The sequence below is a fragment of the Xenorhabdus vietnamensis genome (assembly GCF_002127535.1).
In the GTDB taxonomy this organism is placed as follows: domain Bacteria; phylum Pseudomonadota; class Gammaproteobacteria; order Enterobacterales; family Enterobacteriaceae; genus Xenorhabdus; species Xenorhabdus vietnamensis.
This window is the reverse complement of record NZ_MUBJ01000018.1, coordinates 16,003-35,679: the sequence shown is the minus strand read 5'-3', so window position 1 is coordinate 35,679 and position 19,677 is coordinate 16,003. Positions and strand designations below refer to the sequence as shown.

The 19,677-nt window shown below is 44.9% G+C and carries 6 protein-coding genes; 4 read left to right on the top strand and 2 right to left on the bottom strand.

Going from position 1 to position 19,677, the window contains the following annotated elements:
• Positions 1–125 precede the first annotated feature (125 nt).
• Complete coding sequence (locus Xvie_RS25250; protein WP_086108336.1) at positions 126–746, bottom strand: glutathione binding-like protein; 621 nt, start codon at positions 744–746, stop codon at positions 126–128.
• A gap of 203 nt (positions 747–949) precedes the next feature.
• Here Xvie_RS25250 and yfcD point away from each other — a divergent pair, with 203 nt between their 5' ends.
• The 4 genes from yfcD to Xvie_RS25270 all read left to right on the top strand — a co-directional run bounded on the left by yfcD (position 950) and on the right by Xvie_RS25270 (position 8,760).
• The gene (gene yfcD, locus Xvie_RS25255) at positions 950–1,474 is read left to right on the top strand and encodes an NUDIX hydrolase YfcD (RefSeq protein WP_086108337.1); all 525 of its coding nucleotides are present in this window, start codon (positions 950–952) and stop codon (positions 1,472–1,474) included.
• A gap of 436 nt (positions 1,475–1,910) precedes the next feature.
• On the top strand, positions 1,911–2,918 hold the full coding sequence (locus Xvie_RS25260; RefSeq protein WP_086108338.1) for a hypothetical protein: 1,008 nt from the start codon (positions 1,911–1,913) through the stop codon (positions 2,916–2,918).
• Between the two features lie 40 nt (positions 2,919–2,958).
• Positions 2,959–3,699, top strand: a complete 741-nt coding sequence (locus tag Xvie_RS25265) for an NlpC/P60 family protein (protein WP_086108339.1) — start codon at positions 2,959–2,961, stop codon at positions 3,697–3,699.
• Between the two features lie 93 nt (positions 3,700–3,792).
• Positions 3,793–8,760: an RHS repeat domain-containing protein gene (locus tag Xvie_RS25270; protein ID WP_086108340.1), complete on the top strand. Its 4,968-nt coding sequence runs from the start codon at positions 3,793–3,795 to the stop codon at positions 8,758–8,760.
• A 56-nt stretch (positions 8,761–8,816) separates the two neighbouring features.
• Here Xvie_RS25270 and Xvie_RS25275 read toward each other — a convergent pair whose 3' ends face one another.
• Entirely contained in the window at positions 8,817–19,676 is a 10,860-nt protein-coding gene (locus Xvie_RS25275) for a non-ribosomal peptide synthetase (RefSeq protein WP_086108341.1), read from the bottom strand.
• Position 19,677: the final 1 nt, after the last annotated feature.

Here is a 19,677-nt window from a genome sequence, read left to right as displayed (position 1 = left end):
AATTGCATATTGACTATAACAAGGAATGGCTTAAATGGTAGCGAAACATGCTGTTATCTGTTAACAATGTCAAGTTTTGTGGTGAAATATATCGCCATTAACTGAATTTTTTACATGTATCTGATTCAGGCATCTTTATAGGCTGTTTGGGTCGCAGGGCGTTGACTGATCTTATCCAACCATTTTGCAACCGCAGGATAATCCTGCAAATCGACTTTTTGGTGTTCATGGCATTTCGCCCATGGGTAAGTAGCAATATCTGCGATGCTGTATTCATTTCCTCCAAGGTAGGCCGTTTTTTCCAGTTGGGTATTTAGCACCTTATATAAACGTTTTGATTCTTCCACATAGCGTTGAATGGCGTAAGGTACAACTTCTGGGGCATAGCGATTGAAGTGGTGATTTTGACCGAGCATTGGGCCGAAGCCAGCAACTTGCCAAAATAGCCATTGCAATTGTTCGGTACGTTCACGTAAGTCTTTGCTTAATAGCCGATCTGTTTTGTTTGCCAGATAAAATAAAATGGCCCCTGATTCGAAGATGGAGACAGGTTCTCCGCCGTCGGCGGGTTGATGATCGACAATAGCCGGGATCTTGTTATTGGGTGCAATGGCAAGAAATTCAGGTTTGAACTGCTCTCCAGTGCTGATATTGATGGGATGAAGAGTGTAAGGAATACCGGTTTCTTCGAGAAAGAGGGTAATTTTATAGCCATTTGGAGTAGGGGCATAATATAGGTCTATCATATAAACTCCGTTAATAATAACTCACTGAAAAATATAGCGGTATTACATTACCATCGTTTGTCTGTAAAATGTTATAAATTTCTTGTGATAGCGTTGGTGGATTTATTTTAGTCAATTATGGTAATTCTTATCTGTTTTAGCCTCCTTAACCGGGGCATTACAGTAAAAACTGGCATACAACTCATTAATAAAAGGTTTTTAGGATGGTGCAAGAAAAATCAGCAAATATTGAATGGATTGACATCGTTAATGAAGACAATCGAGTGATTGCGCAATCGACTCGCCAACAGATGAGAGCGCAGAACTTGAGGCATCGCGCTACTTATATTGTAGTGCATGATGGTATGGGAAAAATTCTGGTTCAGCATCGTACAGAAACAAAAGATTTTTATCCGGGAAAATTGGATGCAACGGCAGGTGGGGTCGTTATGACAGGGGAAACTCTGCTGGATGCCGCTCGTCGAGAAGCTGAGGAGGAGCTGGGGGTTGCAGGTATTCCTTTTGCCGAACATGGCATTTTTTATTATGAAGAGCAAACTTGTCGTATATGGGGTGGCCTGTTCAGTTGTGTGACTCATGGCCCATTTGCATTACAGGAAGAAGAAGTAACAGCGGTTTACTGGTTAACACCAGAAGAAATTACAGCCCGTTGTGATGAATTTACTCCGGATTCTTTGAAAGCACTGTCCCTTTGGTTATCGCGTAACAAGCAAACGGAACTGTCCTAGTATATTTTATCGTTTATATGACTCTCTTTATAGAGAATTAAACAATGATTTAAAGAGGGAGAGATATATTTAAAATATATCTCCCTTATTTTTAATTATTTTTATTTTATGAGTCTATCTATTAAAATAATGTGACAGATAAAATAAATTAACAATGGTAACTTTGCTTAATAAAATGCATTAGATATGATTTCAAATGAAATCATATGCAAAGACACAACGGAAATTGATTTAAATTATATTGCAATTGCATAAAAATTAATTTCTTTCAATTCATTTATATAATTCAATAAGTTACTTTTATGATTTTTTATTTTTAATGATAAACAATAAAAAATAAATTTTAAAATAAAATAAAAAATCAAATACTACTCGTTGCAAGATGAATGAATCCATTCATTACTCCGTTAAGATTAATAGCACTAAGGGAGTTACCATGTCTTATTATGACAATTTCAAAAGACTTGATGATTTAACAATCGCTTTTACTGGAAGTACATCTAATAATGCGAAAATTTACGGTAATGGATTAAATCAGGTAGAGATTATTGTTGGTGTTAAAATAATCGATGAAAATGATAAACCCGTGACGATGACACAGGATGATTTGAAAAACAGCATTTTTTTATGCGACTATACGACTGGTGATGGGATTAGCAATAATGGAAGCAGCAGCACCTGGAATTACTCTTATAATGAAAATGATTATACAACCGCAGTGAATTATTCTAATGCCAGTAGTTTCTTTACACCTTCTGATGACGGCTCTGTCGGTTATAATTATCTTAAGTTATATATTTATTCTAAAAGTCCCAGTGATGGAAAAGTATTTGCCGCAGGGATTAATATTCCTACTATTGGTACATTCAATACAACGAAAACTGGCACCAATACACCAAATGGACCAAATGGTACAGGTTCGAAATTTGTTAAACCTGCTAATGTTACCGTTTCTGCTTTAACACCTTATAGTTATCAGACAGGTGATTTTTCATTTAATCTAGACGACCAATCTTTAAGTAATTCAAGTGATCAAGGTGCAATTCTTTATAATGTAGTGTGGCGAAATTTTTACTTAGATATCCAGAAAGAAGGCTATCGTATCGTCAAAATAGAATCTAATAACAGCTCTGGATATCGTTTCACGAGTGATTATAGCGGCTGGTGGGTTTGTCAGGGGTTTGATTTTTCTGCCGAGTATGGAAAAGGCGAGATGAAAAAATCAGTCAGTATTGTTTTTGGTAAATATACATTTGGTGTTTCTGGAAATATAAATAGACAAAAAGGTATTTGTTTTTCCGCGATCCATGCTACCTGTACCGTTCCTACCGGATATTCCTCGAAAGGCACTACGTCAGTCACTATCTACGATCAATATGGTAATAAATCAAAGCCTATTATTGCCCAAGATGGGGATAACCTAAAAATACAAGGTATGGGTTAATAAAAATATAAAACAAAGAACATGCAAAGGAAACCTAAGAATGAAAGACGATATCTGTATTCAAAATCACTTACCACAAATGGTATGTGAAGAAATTGAAAAAAATCTTCCTTTAATGACTTGTGGCTTGATTATCAATTTACATACTGAAAGTGAAGTTGATACATTAAATATTCATTATGAATTTTTTGAAAATAAAGCACTAAACCAGAAAGAATCTTCTTTGCTTCCTGAAAATGCCCTAAATATAGGGAGCAGCATGGGAGTTGTCAGTCATATGATTTTTACTCATTGTGATGACAATGCTGACGATTTATCAATGTATCAGGAACAGAGTAATCAGCTGGGTCTTTGTTCTATTGTCGTATTATGGCCAAGTGGTCGCTGTGTAAATATTGATCCAGAAACGCATTTTTCTTTTGAAGGCCGTCCTTATATTTTGGGAAAATACGATTGTTATTCTTTAATTCGCGATTATTATCATTCCAAAGGAATTATCTTATCTGACTATTTGCGAAATGATTATTATAGCAATCCCAATATTTTTGCTGATAAATCGCCAAACGAAGGATTTATTCAAGTCAATATTGATGATATTAAAATTGATGATATGCTGATATTTGATATTCCTGATTCAATATTAAAACATGCGGGTATCTATACTGAAGATAACATGCTTCTTCATCATTTACCACCGGGTAAGAGTGTCTATATGCCTTTTACAGAGAAATGGAGAAAAAGAATTGATTCTGTCTGGCGGCATAAACAATTAGTTAAATGATATAAATCATCTCTCATTTGAATCGTAATTGAAACATCATGCTCTTTGTATAAAGAGCATGATTTATTAAAATTAAAAGTTAAGGTATGAAACATGAATAATAGTTTTAACACTCAAGCTTTTAACTTCCTCAGTGCCTCAGAAGGTGGCGTTGATCCTCGTACAGGGTTATATAATTTAAGCCTTCCTCTAATGAAAGTGACGGCAAATAATTTATTAGGGCCTGAATTAAAATTATCGTTAAATTATTCTCCTCTGGAGAATATGAATCAGGGATTAGGAATTGGTTTTACGTTAGGGCAAACGATTTTTAATAGCAGCACGAATCAATTACAGCTAAGTACAGGGGAAAACTATAAAATCGTCCCCGGTACAACTGATGCCCGTGATAAAAAAATTGATAACTTCCAATTCTCGTTTACCAATGGTGAAAATGAAAGTGCAGGTTATGATATTCAATATAAAAATGGGACTTATGAGCATCTGTCCTTAATCGGGGGCAATTTTTATGCCGCGGATCTGATCCAATCCCCCATCGGGCGGAAAATTACACTTAACTGGTCATACACCGGGCAATTTATTCAGTTATTCACCGTAAAAGATGAACTTAGAACGTTATGCTCTTTCAATTATGATAATTCTGTCATTTTAACCTTATGGCCTGAAACACCTGATAGTTATCAGCTAGAATTTGTTTTACTGGGAAGTGAACAACTTACTGAAGTATTACTTCACGATAATGATTCTCCTCTTTCATGGCAATTCGGTTACGAATATGTTGGCCCCGGAGGAAGTATCAATGCCATTACTTCAGTAAAATATCCGACGGGTAAAGAAGAAAAAGTGGTTTACAACTCGACGGAAGGAATGCAATTCCCGGATAATTCCGGCTTGGCGCCTTTACCTTATGTGATTGAATTTACGCAGCTACCGGGAGGTGGTCAGCCCGCTAATATTAAAAATTATGAATATACCACAACGAATTATTTAGGTTATGCCGGTGATTTTGGTCATTGGAGTGCAGATAGTGATTATACCTATACAACATTGACAGATTATATTTATGGTTCAACAGAATATTTTCTCGATGAACAAGGAAAACCGGCTATTTCAATTCAGCGTTCCTATAACAACTATCACTTATTAATCAATGAACGCCATGAACGTCAGGCGTGTGTAACAGAAAATACGACTGATTATTACGCTGAAAAGGGGGTTTTCTTTGATGATCAACCTAAACAGTTTCTTCTGCCTAAACAGAGCTCGATCATTTATATCGATGCTGATCAGAATCAGCGAACAGAAATTACCACAACTGAATTTGATGAATATGGCAACCTTACGCTGAAAATTACGCCTGATGGTACAAGAACAGAAGTCAGCTGGTATAAAGCCGAAGGTGAAGAAGGATGCCCGCCAGAACCCAATAACTTTGTCCGGTTTATGAAAAGTTCTGCCACTGTTTCTATGCAAATACCCGGTATACCCACTCCACCTATACAGGAAACCCGCTATACCTATGCGACAATAGGTGATTCCTCTTTTATTGTTCAGATTTCGGAAGCATTTTATAGCGATAATAAACGTCTTCATCAGAACACGACTGAATATCAGTCTCAGCTCAATAGTCAGGAATTCGGCAGAATAACCGGAACAAATAATATTATTTATTCTGAATCGAGTGATAGCTATCAATCGTCCCAACATATTGATTCTCAGGTCAGTGAAGATGTATTAGCTCAAACCAGCACATTGACAGGCTATGACAATATCCAAACTTCATTTTCACGCAACTATTGTGCGAAAAAAGGACTTTTACTCAATGAAAAAAATGTGCAGCAAGTTGAAACCCATTATGAATACGATGTATTAGGGCGGATTATCTCCCGTACTTATAACCCTGATTCATCCTATGAAAATAAAACACGCTGGCAATATGAATTCTCAAATCAATCGCTGTTAACAACGGAAATTGATGCGAAGGGAAATGCCATCCGTCACCATTTTGATGGTTTAGGGAACCTGATTCAGCAACAAAAAATGGAAGTGAACGAAGGGAAGTGGTTTGAGATCAAAAATTACCAATTTAACTCATTGGGTGAAATCAACACGGGCACCGGCTACGACTGGCCTGATGATGCGCAGCCAAAAAACAGCCATTCTGTGACAGCAGAAAACCAATATGATGGCTGGAGTAGCCTCGCTGTCACGCAGTATAGCGATGGCACAACCAATCATCAGATCAATCATCCGGTTGATATGCAAAGTATCGTTTATAAAACAGGGCAATCAAATTCGGAAAATAGTGAAAGTGGCCATGTAACAATTACTTATGATGTTAACCATAGGCCTTTAACCCTCTCACGCACCACAGTTTCAGGTACAGAAGACGGGCAACGGCACTTTGTTTATGATGGCTTAGGGCGTTTATATCAGGAAATCAATGAAGTCGGAGCAGTTGTAACGCGTATTTATGATGACTACCATCGCGTCATAAAACAGATTCAACCTGATAACACCGAAGTGAACATCACTTATGCACCGTATTTAACCGGAAATTATATTAGTGCTATTTCAGTGAAAGGCAAAAATGCGCAGAGTGAAATTAAAACCTGGGATTTGGGTACACAGCAATTTGATAGCCTTGGCCGACTGACTGAGCGTGTCAGTGGAGGACGATTATATCAATATCATTATGAAGGCGGGGCAACAAAGCCTGCGCAAGTCATCACACCAGCCGGTGAGCAATTAGAATACACTTATATTCCCGAACTGAATAACGTCGTTAATCAGTTTACGGCTAATGGTATAACACAACAGTTTACTTATGATCGCATCACCGGGCTTTGCGTATCCGCAGATGTATCAGGGGGGCAACGCACTGTTAACCATTGGAATGGTGCCGGAAAACTTTCTGCGGAACAATTTTATAATCAGACAGAGACGTTAAAAGAAACCGCTTATCAATGGACTCTGATGGGGCAGCTTATAAACTTTACCGATATTTCACAAAAAACCACTTATTACACTCGAAACTCAGTCGGCCAGATCACTCAAATACACGATGATAGCTTGAACTGTGCGCTGGGTTATGATCCTTTAGGGCAACAAGTGTCCCAACTCACTCAAAATACACAAACACAAGAGAGTTTACAGACCATATTGGGTTACGATGACTTTGGGCGAGAAATCAGCAGGGAGATACTGAATAATCAGGGAAGTAGTATCAAACTCTCACAATCATGGCGTGAAAATGGTCAATTGGCGACAAGAGAAACCTCTCAGGACGGAAACGCTGTTCGTACAGAAAACTGGGAGTATGATATTTGTGGCCGAATGACCCGCTATCAGGCCAGCGGGCAGTACCTCTCTGATAGTTACGGTATGCCGATTGCTGAACAAACGTATAGCTACGATGCTTTGAATAATGTGTCGCAAGTTGTCACAACACAGCCTGATGATTCAAAAGATATCGCAAGTTATTGGTATGAAAATACTGATGACCCAACCCAGCTAACGAGAGTCACACATTCCCACCCAGGCTATCCGTCTGAAATTGCCTTATCTTATGACGCTAATGGCCGTATGCTCAAAGATGAGGCCGGACGCACACTGACTTATGATGCTTTAGGGCGGCTGACTCGTGTTCAGCAGGATGATACTGGCTGTGAATATGGTTACGATGCGTTCAACCGCATGGTGACACAAAATATTAATCAGAATAATCTGCATGAACTGTATTATCGCGGCACTGAATTAGTTAACGAAGTGCAGGTTGAGCAAAATGAAACATCTCGTCTGGTTAAGCTGGATCAACAGTGTCTTGGCGTTGCCGCGAATGATGAGTTAACACTGTTGAATGGTGATCAACACAACAGCCTGTTATGGTCCCAACCAACAGGACAAGGTGGAGAACTGCACGGCTGGACACCTTATGGTGAAGGAAGCAGCGCATCGTTACCTGTCGGATTTAATGGTCAACGTGCTGACCCTGTCAGTGGCATGTATCACTTAGGTAATGGTTACCGTACTTATAATCCGGTTTTAAGGCGCTTTAACAGCCCGGATAGTTTCAGCCCATTCGGTGCGGGAGGGATTAACCCATATGCCTATTGTCTGAATGACCCCATTAATCGCCTTGATCCAACAGGTCATATCAGCAGTCAGGCAATTGCCGGGATCGCGATGGGTGTTATTGGCTTATTGGCGACGATATTCACTGCCGGTGCTGCCATTGCGGCTGCCGGTGGCGTGATGGCGGCTGTCGCGGCGGCGAGTACAACCTCTCTTGTCACCGGCTCAGTAGCGGCAGTTTCCGATGTCACGGCAATTGTCAGTGGTGCATTAGAGGATGCCAGCCCGGAAGCCTCTTCTGCATTAGGCTGGGTATCGATGGCGACCGGTTTCGTCGGATTAACCACTGATCTGGCAAAAAGTGCCGGTAAGTTCGCCAAGAATACGAAAAATGCCATTCAGGAAGCACGGGGTCGGTTATATCGGATCCAGCAGGAAGGGTTATCGGGACGCGGAGCCCCCGCAGCAGCCAAAGCCTGGAAAGCCGAAGATGCAATGACTTTCTATCGGGCAGATGACAGAAGCCCTGACCAAATCCGCCAAGCAGGCGGTTTTTATCCAAGAAGCGCAGATTCAGCAGACACAATCAAAGATAGATTCAAAACAAATTTCAGCCAAGATGGCGGGACACTATCTCAAAATCATGTGAGATCACCAAACCCTGATTTTGTTTCATTTGGTACAGATCTTGAATCAGGTGGATATGCGGGAACACGTAACTACCTTTATAAAGTAGAAATTCCGGGAATGAAAGAAATGCCGATTACGCCGGGGGTGATGGGAACAGCAACGGTGGGGAGGATTATGCCAGTAAGTGCCCCCAAATTACTGCTGACAGGGGATAATGTGGCTTCTTCACAATTTATTGCAATGATGCCGAAGAGAACATCTGAAGCAACATTCGCAACCCCGGTTCCATCAGACTATATTACGGGTTATCGTGCCAGAGGGGCAGAAGGGTCACAATTTTTAGACTTCAAGATTTGATATCTGGCGGATTTGACTAATAAGAGCACCCGTATAAACGGGTGCTCTTAAATATCTTAAGCGTCTTTTTTGCTTGTTATTTCATTAAGCAATGCTTTACCAACAAATTGAATATCAGGTTGTTGCATAATGGAGAGATGAGTACCCTTGATATCAATAATGGTTAACTGTGCTTGTGGAATGACCTTATGCCAGCCGAGACTGACACTATTTGCAGTGTCAGTTTCTTGTTCTGTTGCCCTGAATAGGGTGATGTTAACGTTGGCAGGGCATACCGATGGGACATGATAATTAGCCGCAACCGAGATATTGTGATACAGGAGCAGGTGCTGTCTGACATTTTCAGGAGTAATACCATTTGGCAGCAAATTGTTCTCTTGCGCCAATATTAATAATGCCTTGAAATCACGTTTAAGCACCAGTTCATCGATTGCCTTTTGCAGGTTATCAGGGAGGTTTTCTGGTATGTTTTCCACGAAAAGGATTGTTTCATCAAAAACAAATCCAGCCTCTTTATCCGCCTGTGTGAAGGTATCTTCGTAGCTGGCATGGGAGTCAAGAAGCCCAACAAAACGCACGGCTTCACCTTCCGCAATCATTTGGCAGGCCATTTCATAGGCGATAGACCCCCCAACAGACCAACCAGCGAAGCAGTAAGGCCCCTGAATCTGTGCCTGACGGATGCATTCAACATATCCTTTAGCTCTGTCTTTCAAGTTGATTGGGGTATCTTCTTCCTCTGGTACAATATTGGCGACAAGTCCATAAATTGGTATTTCTTTGTCATTAATATGAGGGGCAAGATCGTAAGCATAATCAATGTTTCCCCCGACAGGATGAACCAAGAACAGTGCAGGTTTGGCGCTGTCTTTATGATTACCTTTGTGATCCTTTTTACGATTGTCTTTGCGATTATCTTTGCGAATAGTCACTAAATTCGTCTGTTGGGTAAGGGTGTTATCTGACTGAATAAACGCGACGAATTCACTAATGGTTGGATATGCAAGAAAATCCCGCATTGCAACATCGATATCCAAGACTTGGCGCAAGCGTGCAACAATTTGTAAGGTTAACAGTGAGTGACCACCCAACTCGAAGAAATGATCATGGCGTCCGACCCGTCCTATACTGAGGCACTCTTGCCATACTTTGGCCACAGTATTCTCCATTTCTCCTATCGGAGCCTCATATCCTTGCGTAATGATGGCGGATTCATCCGGTGCAGGCAAAGCTTTACGATCCAGTTTACCGTTGGCGGACAGCGGGAAGGCATCCAATATCACAAACGCACTGGGGAGCATGTTTTCCATCAGGCGTGTGCTCAGGTACTCACGCAGTTGGGAAGGGGTGAGAGTGACGTCTGATTGCGGGATAACATAGGCCACCAGACGCTTGTCACCACTCTCTCCTTCCCGGGCGATAACGACCGCATCACTGACATTTTCGCAGGTCGCCAATTGCGCTTCGATTTCACCCAATTCAACGCGGAATCCACGGATCTTAACCTGAAAATCATTACGTCCCAGATACTCAATCATGCCATTTGGCAACCAGCGTCCCAGATCACCTGTTTTGTACATGCGCGCATCTGGTTGCCTGCTGAATGGATCAGAAACAAATTTTTCTGCCGTCAAATCGGGACGGTTTAAATAACCACGGGCAACGCCGGCTCCACCAATATGAATTTCTCCACCCACACCAAGAGGAACCGGTTGTCCGAGTGTATCCAGAATATAAATGCGGGTATTGGGTAATGGGCGGCCAATCGGAATATTATCGGTGATATCCCAGGACTGCTTGTTATCCGGTGTTGATGCTTTATCCAGCGTTAATGTTGTGACGATAACCGTCGTTTCCGTCGGGCCATAGGAGTTAATCCAACGGCAAGACTGTGTTTCCGGCATAGATTGCCAGCTCAACAAATGGCGTAACTCAGCTTTTTCACCGCCGACGATAACTGTGTGCAGATATTGGCCGAAACCACTGCGTTCCATCATCATCTCTTGTACCCATTGATGCCAGAAAGCCGTCGGCATATCCATGATGGTGATTTTCTGCTCATTCAATAGATCGACAAATTCTTCATCCGGCACGCGGATATGAGCAGGACGCAGAACCAACGTTGCACCGGAGGCAAGGGTCGGGAATATATCCGATACTGAGGTATCAAATGCCACGGTTGCAAATTGCAGGATGCGATCACCCGGTTGAGGCTCGCTGGTCTTGCGCTGGGCATGAATAAAGTTCACCACATTGCGGTGTTCCAGCATGACGCCTTTCGGTTGTCCGGTTGAGCCAGAAGTATAGATGATATAAGCCAGATGATGTGGCTGGAGTCCTGTTTGGCTGGCATCAGGGTTGTGTACTGGCTGTTTTGCCACGCTATCACGATGAATTTCCTCATCCAACAACCAGACATTCACACCCTGTATCGGTAAGCGTGCCTGTAAATGTTGCTGGGTCAACAGTAACACGGGTTTGCTGTCCGATAACTGATAGGCCAGACGATCGACAGGATATTCTGGATCGAGTGGAACATAACCTGCACCCGCTTTGAGAATACCGTACATGCCAATGATCATGTCCAGACTGCGGTCAGCACAGATAGCGATGCGATCATCCGGACGCACACCCGCAGCAATCAGTTGGTGTGCCAATTGGTTGGCATGGCGGTTCAGTTCCGCATAACTCAGTTGCGTATCATCAAACACCAGTGCAGTGGCATCCGGTGTACGTTCTGCCTGTTGTTCGAACAGTTGATGGATCAACATATCCTGCTGATAATCCATCTCAGTCTCGTTAAAATCCTCCAATAATTGGCGACGTTCTGCCAGTGGCAGGATGTCGATTGATTGGATTGGTTGTTCAGGGGCATGTTGCAGTGCAGCCACAATACCTTTCAGGGCAGCATTGACATAAGCATTGATGCGTACAGGATCAACTTTCTGGCTGCATTGCGCCGTGAGTTCGAATCCGTCATCAAAATCATCTACGTCCAGTGATAACGGATAATTACTACGCTCCTCACTTTCCAATTCCTGAATACCTTCCCAGGCTGGTGAATCTGATTGCTCTTCATCACGTGGGCTATGACGGAAATTAAGCAAGCTGTTAAACAGTGGCAATGATGCCTGAACGCTACTGCAACGCTGAGCAATCGCCAGCGGTGTCTGTTCATGATCCAGCAACTCGCTCAGGCGTTGATAAGTTTCCTGTATCGCCTGCTCAACTGTGCGCCCTTGTAATTGAATACGGACTGGCAGGGTATTGATAAACATACCAAGCACTTGAGAAGCACCCATGCCACCCTGTAACCGGCCCAGCAGAACCGTACCAAACACCACATCATCACGACCACAGCATTGTGCCAATACTTGTGCCCAAGCCACATGGAACAGAACCGCTGAACTGATGCCTTGCTGGCGGGCGCAATCACGGATCTGCTGTGCCAGTTCGTCATCCAGCGTGAAAATATTTTCCACTATTTTATCGTGTTCATCGTATTCATCGCGGTTATTCCCCTGTACATCAAGCAATGCGAACGGCAGGGTCGGCTCTTCCACATCGCCCAGTAACTGCTGGAAATAGGCTTTATGTACTTCAATCGGAACTTTACGAATTTGGGCAATAAAATTGCGGTAAGGCAGGGGAGCCGGCAGGCTATCTTCTTCACCCAAGATCAATGTTTGCACTTCGCTGAAAATGATTTCCAGCGACAGATGGTCACAAACCAGATGGTGATGCAGCAGGCCCAGCCACCACAGACCAGATTCAGGATCTTTGGCAATGTGAGCTGCCAACAGTGGCGCTTTGGTAATATCCAACCGTATTGAATCAGGATCAGTCAGGCGCTGTAACTGCGTTTCGGCACTTTCTCCGGCTGATAATGTGACTTCAATAATCGGCAGTGGTGCATGGCGATGGACAACTTGCACGGGTGCAGGCAGTTCTTGCCAGTGGAAAGCGCTGCGCTGAATATCATGGCGATTAATGACCTGTTGGAGCGCCTGCAAGAAACTATCCAATCGCGTGCGGCTGTCAAAGTTCATCAGAATGTTTTCGAGATAGGTATCGCCTTTTTCTTCCAGTAAATGGTGGTAAAGAATACCTTCCTGCAATGGCCCAAGTGGATAAATATCCTGAATATTGGCGACGCCGCCCGGTACACGGGCAACAATTTGGTCAATTTGTGTCTGAGTTAATTCCACCAGAGGCAGCATATCCGGGGTAATGTTCTGACTGTCTTCGTGGATCAGGTTAGGTGGAATAGCCAGTGGATCAGCATCTTGATCACTATCCTGATTCAAGCGGGCGCTCATGGCAGCCAGTGTTGGCGCAGAGAAGACCGCGCTGACATCAATCGATAGCCCTTGCTGACGCAACTGTTCAATCAGGCTGACAACCAGCAATGAATGGCCGCCCAGTTCAAAGAAATTATCATGGCGTCCGACCTGTTCTAATTCCAAAATAGATTGCCAGACTGCTGCCAGTTTCTGTTCTGTTTCTCCTTGCGGTGCTTCGTACCCACGGCTGACGGTGGCTGAGCGATCTGGCGCAGGCAGTGCCTTGCGATCTAACTTACCGTTGGCAGACAGCGGGAAGGCATCCAGCATAACAAACGCACTGGGTAGCATGTATTCCATCAGGCTGGAACTGAGTTGTTCGCGTAAATCTGCCGGTTTCAGAGTGATGCCGGTTTGTGGGATCACATAAGCGATTAAACGTTTGTCACCGGTTTTTTCCTCACGGGCAATGACTACAACATCTTTAACGCCTTCACAAGCAGCCAGTTGCGCTTCGATTTCGCCCAACTCAATGCGGAAGCCGCGTATTTTGACCTGAAAATCATTGCGTCCCAGATATTCGATATTACCATCAGGCAGCCAGCGTCCCAGATCGCCGCTTTTATACAAGCGGGCATCGGCTTTTTTGCTGAATGGGTCAGGTACAAAACGCTCTGCCGTCAGATCCGGACGATTCAAATAACCGCGGGCAACACCGTTACCTCCAATATGAATTTCTCCGCTGACGCCAATGGGGGCAAGTTGCCCTGATTTATCCAGAATATAGATTTGAGTATTGGCGTGTGGATGACCAATCGGAATGGTGTCGGTGATGGGGTAGGTATTATCACTTAAAATCAGATTCGTGGCCGTAACGGTGGTTTCAGTCGGGCCATAAGAGTTGATCCAACGGCAGCGCTGTGTTTCTGGCAGAGATTGCCAACTTACTAAATGACGAGATTCTGCTTTCTCACCGCCAACAATGACCGTATTCAGGTAAGGGCTAAAACCCATGCGATCGGCTTTCATTTCCTGTATCCATTGATGCCAGAAAGCAGTCGGCACATCTATGATGGTGATCTTATGCAGGTTTAGAAAGTCGATAAACTCTGCATTTGGTACACGGATATGTGCAGGGCGCAGGACTAAAGTCGCTCCCGAAGCCAGTGTCGGGAAAATATCAGACACTGAAGTATCAAACGCAACGGTTGCAAATTGCAGGATGTGCTCGCCTAATTTAGGTTCGCTTATCTGGTGCTGGGCATGGATAAAGCTCGCCACATTGCGGTGTTCCAGCATCACGCCTTTAGGCATTCCAGTAGAGCCGGAAGTATAGATGATATAGGCCAGATGATGCGGTTCAAGTCCCAATTGGTGAGTATCCGGATTATGGACTGGCTGTTTTGCCACGTTATTCTGATGGGTTTCATCATCCATCAACCAGATGGGTAAGTCGTGTGTTGGCAAGAGTCCTTGCAAATGTTGCTGGGTGAGCAATAAAGCAGGTTTGCTGTCCGATAGCTGGTAGGTCAGGCGTTCGACGGGATATTCCGGATCGAGCGGAACGTAACCAGCACCCGCTTTAAGAATACCGTACATGCCAATGATCATGTCCAGACTGCGGTCGACACAAATTGCCACGCGATCATCGGGACGCACGCCGGACGCAATTAGCTGATGGGCCAGTTGGTTGGCCTGCTGGTTCAGTTCGGCATAACTCAATTGGTTTTCACCAAAGATCAGCGCAATGGCATCAGGCGTTCGTTCCACTTGCTGTTCAAATAATTGGTGAATTAAGGCATCTTGCGGATAATCGACGGCGGTATTGTTAAATGTTTCCAGCAATTGGGTACGTTCAGTCAGTGACAAAATGTCGATTGACTCAATGGCCCGTTCTGGTGCCTGCCGCAGTGCGGCGACAAGACCTTCCAGAACTGTATTCATGTAGGCATTGATACGGGCCGGATTAATTTGCTGGCTGCATTGTGCGGTAAGCGAGAATCCATCGTCAAAATCATCCACATCCAGCGACAATGGATAGTTACTGCGTTCTTCGCTCTCTAGTTCGTCAACACCTTCCCAGGCGGTTGAGGCCGTTTGTTCATCATCACGTGGGCTATGGCGGAAGTTCAGCAGGCTGTTAAACAGCGGTAATGGTGCCTGAATACCACTGCAACGTTGGGCGACGGCCAGAGGTGCCTGTTCATGTTCCAGCAATGCACTTAACTGCTGATAAGTTTCCTGTACTGCCTGTTTAACGGTACGTGCCTGTAATTTAACGCGGATAGGTAAGGTATTGATAAACATACCGAGCACTTCGGATGCGCCAACTCCACCTTGCAGTCGTCCCAACAAAACTGTGCCAAATACGACATCGTCTCGTCCACTGCATCGCGCCAGTACTTGTGCCCATGCAACATGGAAAAGTGCGGCAGAACTCATACCCAGTTGACGGGCGCAATTACGGAGATTGTGGGCGAGTTTGCTGTCCAAAGTGAAGACGTTTTCCACTATCTCATTGAGGTTGCTACCTTGTACATCAAGTAATCCAAACGGTAAGGTAGGCTCTTCCACATCTCCCAATAATGCACGGAAATAATTTTGGTGAACTTCCAGCGGCACATTGCGGATCTGCGCGATAAAGTTCCGGTAAGGCAATGGCGTTGGTAGATTCTCGCTTTCTCCCAAAAGCAGGGCTTGTATTTCACCGAATATCATATCCAGTGATATGTGATCACAAACTAAATGATGATACTGCAAGGAAAGCAGCCACTTATCGCAGGATGGTTCTTTAGCAATCTGAGCTGACAATAATGGTGCTTTGGTAATATCCATCCGTATTGAACGGGGATCGGTAAGGCGACGCAACTGTGCTTCCGGAGTTTCTGTTGTGGATTCGTCTGTCGATTCTGCCGATAAAGTCAGTTCGGTAATAGGCAGTGGAGCATGACGGGAGACAACCTGCACGGGTTTGAGAAGTTCTTTCCAATAAACAGCACTGCGCAGGATATCGTGTCGGTCGATAACTTGCTGGAGTGCCTGTAAGAAACTATCCAACCGTGTCCGGCTGTCGAAAATCATCAAATGGTTGTCCAGATAGAGGTCACCTTCAGTTTCCAGCAAATGGTGGAATAAAATACCTTCCTGCAATGGCCCTAATGGATAAATATCCTGAACGTTGGAAACACCGCCCGTGACATGGGAAACGATTTGGTCAATCTGGTTTTGGGTCAATTCCACCAGTGGCAGCATGTCTGGCGTAATGACAGAACTGTCTTCTTTGATCAGATTAGGTGGTACTTCCTGTATGGTGGTAGCCTGGTCACTATTATGATGAATGAGTGCGCTCATTGCGGCCAGTGTCGGTGCAGAAAATACCGCGCTGACATCAAGGGACAGACCGTGTGGGCGGAGTTGCTCAATCAGATTGACCACCAACAATGAATGCCCGCCCAGTTCAAAGAAATTGTCCTGACGTCCGATTTGTTCCAAATTCAGCAGAGATTGCCAGATTTCTGCCAGTATTTGCTCGGTTTCTCCTTGTGGTGCTTCGTACTCGCGGCTGACGATAGCAGAATGATCAGGCGCCGGCAGCGCTTTGCGATCCAGCTTGCCGTTGGCGGACATCGGGAAAGCATCCAAAATAACAAACGCACTGGGCAGCATATGATCCATCAATCGGCTGCTCAGTTGCTTACGTAATTCAGCAGGGCTGAGTGTAACCCCCGTCTGTGGAATCAGATAAGCGACCAGCCGCTTGTCACCCAGGCCTTCTTCACGGGCAATCACCACGACGTCGCTGACGCCTTCGCAGGCAGCCAATTGCGTCTCAATTTCTCCCAGCTCAATGCGGAAACCGCGTATCTTGACCTGAAAATCGTTGCGTCCCAGATATTCAATCATGCCATTGGGCAGCCAGCGCCCCAGATCGCCGGTTTTGTACATACGGGCGCCTGCGTGTTCGCTGAATGGATCAACAACAAATTTCTCTGCCGTCAAATCAGATCGTTCCAGATAACCCCGGGCAACACCTGCGCCACCAATATGGATCTCGCCACTGACCCCGACAGGAACGGGCTGACCGTGAGTATCCAGAATATAAATTCGGGTATTGGGCAGCGGGTAACCAATCGGGATGATGCCTTCGAAATGCAAGGGATTTTTGTTGTCCAGTTCCAGTGTCGTGGCAATCACGGTGGCTTCCGTCGGGCCATAGGAGTTAATCCAGCGGCAGGATTGGGTTTCCGGACTGGACAGCCAATTCATTAAATGCCGGTATTCTGCTTTCTCACCACCCACAATAATGGTGTGCAGGTAAGGGCTGAAACCACTGCGGCCGGCCATCATCTCCTGTACCCAGTGATGCCAGAAGGCGGTCGGCATATCCATGATGGTGATCTTCTGCTCGCGCAAGAAGGTGACAAATGTCATATCCGGAATTCTGACATGCGGCGGACGCAGAACTAGCGTGGCGCCAGATGCAAGGGTCGGGAAAATATCAGACACTGAGGTGTCAAATGCCACGGTTGCAAATTGCAGGATGCGATCACCCAATTCAGGCTCGCTGGTCTGGTGCTGGGCATGGATAAAGTTCACCACATTGCGGTGTTCCAGCATCACGCCTTTAGGCATTCCGGTAGAGCCGGAAGTATAGATAATATAGGCCAGATGATGCGGTTCAAGACCCAATTGGCTGGCATCCGGATTATGCTCTGGCTGTTTTGCCACGCTATCCCGGTTATTTTGATCATCCAGCAGCCAGACCGGCGTGTCCTGTATTGGCAAGCGTGCTTGTAAATGGTGTTGAGTCAGCAATAACACCGGCTTGCTGTCTGATAGCTGATAGGCCAGCCGTTCGGCGGGATATTCCGGATCAAGGGGAATATAGCCGGCACCCGCTTTCAGGATACCGTACATGCCAATGATCATATCCGGGCTGCGCTCAGCACAGATTGCGATGCGGTCATCGGGGCATACGCCGGAAGCGATCAGGTGATGAGCCAACTGATTGGCATGGCGGTTCAGTTCCGCATAACTCAGCTGGCTATCGCCAAACACTAACGCGGTGGCATCAGGTGTCTGTTCTGCTTGTTGCTCGAATAGCTGATGAATCAGCATCTCTTGCGGATAGGCCAGTGCCGTATCGTTGAAATCCACCAACAATTGATGACGTTGTTGTGGTTGCAGCAGTGGTAAATCTTCCACTCGCAGAGAATCATCCTCAACCATTGCAGCCAGAAGGGTTTGCAGGTAACTGGCGATACGTTCAACGCTGGCATGGTCAAATAAATCACTGGAATATTCCAAATCCCCCACTAAGCCATTTTCAGTATCATTCATGGAGAGGGACAAATCGAAATGAGAGCTGTCTTCGGTCAGATTGATTTCACTGATAGTCGCATCCGGCAACTCTATACTTTGCTGTCCCGGCGTATTATCTACTGACATCATGACCTGAAAAATCGGGCTATGGCTGAGACTGCGCGGTGGTTTCAGCGCTTCAACCAACTGTTCGAATGGTAGATCCTGATGTGCGTAAGCTTTCAGTGCATGAGCTTTAATCCTAGCCAGCAAAGTACTGACCGTTGGATTGTCGTCCAACTGTACCCGTAGAGCCAGTGTGTTGACAAAAAATCCAATCAGCGACTCTAATTCGCGGTATTGCCGATTGGCTACCGGTGTGCCTATCACCAAGTCCTTCTGCCCGCTGAGGCGTGAAAGCAGGGTGGCCCATCCTGCCATCAGGGTCATAAACAATGTTGTCCCGTGGCGTTGGCTGAGGTGTCTTAATCCTGCACTCAACTCCAATGGCAGGGCGATATCAACGCGTCCTCCTGTGTAACTTTGTTTCTCTGGGCGTGGCCTGTCAGTTGGCAGTTCCAAAAGTACGGGAGCACTCTGTAATGCATCACGCCAGAAATTTACTTGTTTTTCCAGCACTTCTCCCTGTAACCATTGTCTTTGCCACAGCGCATAGTCAGCATACTGGAGTGTCAGGGCAGGCAGAGGGTCATCCTGACCTTGGCTGAATGCATGATAAAGCGAGGAAAGTTCATGCATCAGAATATTGAGAGACCAGCCATCAGAAATAATATGATGCTGAGTTAACAGCAGGATATGTTCATTTTTTGCCACCCGCAGCAGACGGCCCCTGATCAGGGGGCCTTGTGCAAAATTAAATGGTTGACTGGTTTCACGCTGCGCTGTTTCTTCAATAACGATCTGTTGCTCTTCCGCAGGTAAGTGACTGAGATCTTCTATTGCCAGAGAGAAGCCGCTATCTGGCTCGCCGATGATTTGCTGGGCCTGGCCTTCTACCATCTGGATGGTTGTACGCAGAATTTCATGACGAGCGACAATTCTGTCCAGTGCTATTTGCAGGGCATCCAGATTCAGATAGCCTTGCAGGCGCAACCCCCCCGGAATGTGGTATGCCGTTTGTGCTGCCGGATCTAACTGCGCCAAGAACCACAATCGTTGCTGTGCCCAAGACAGGGGGAGAGTCTGCTGGTCTGCGCTTCTCGGTGCAATTTGCCTTTTTTCCCCGGCCTGACTATTTTTGATGCGTTCATTAATTTTTTTCTGGAGTACCGCTTGTCTTAATTCAAGCAGGCTTAGTTCTTTGTTACTCATT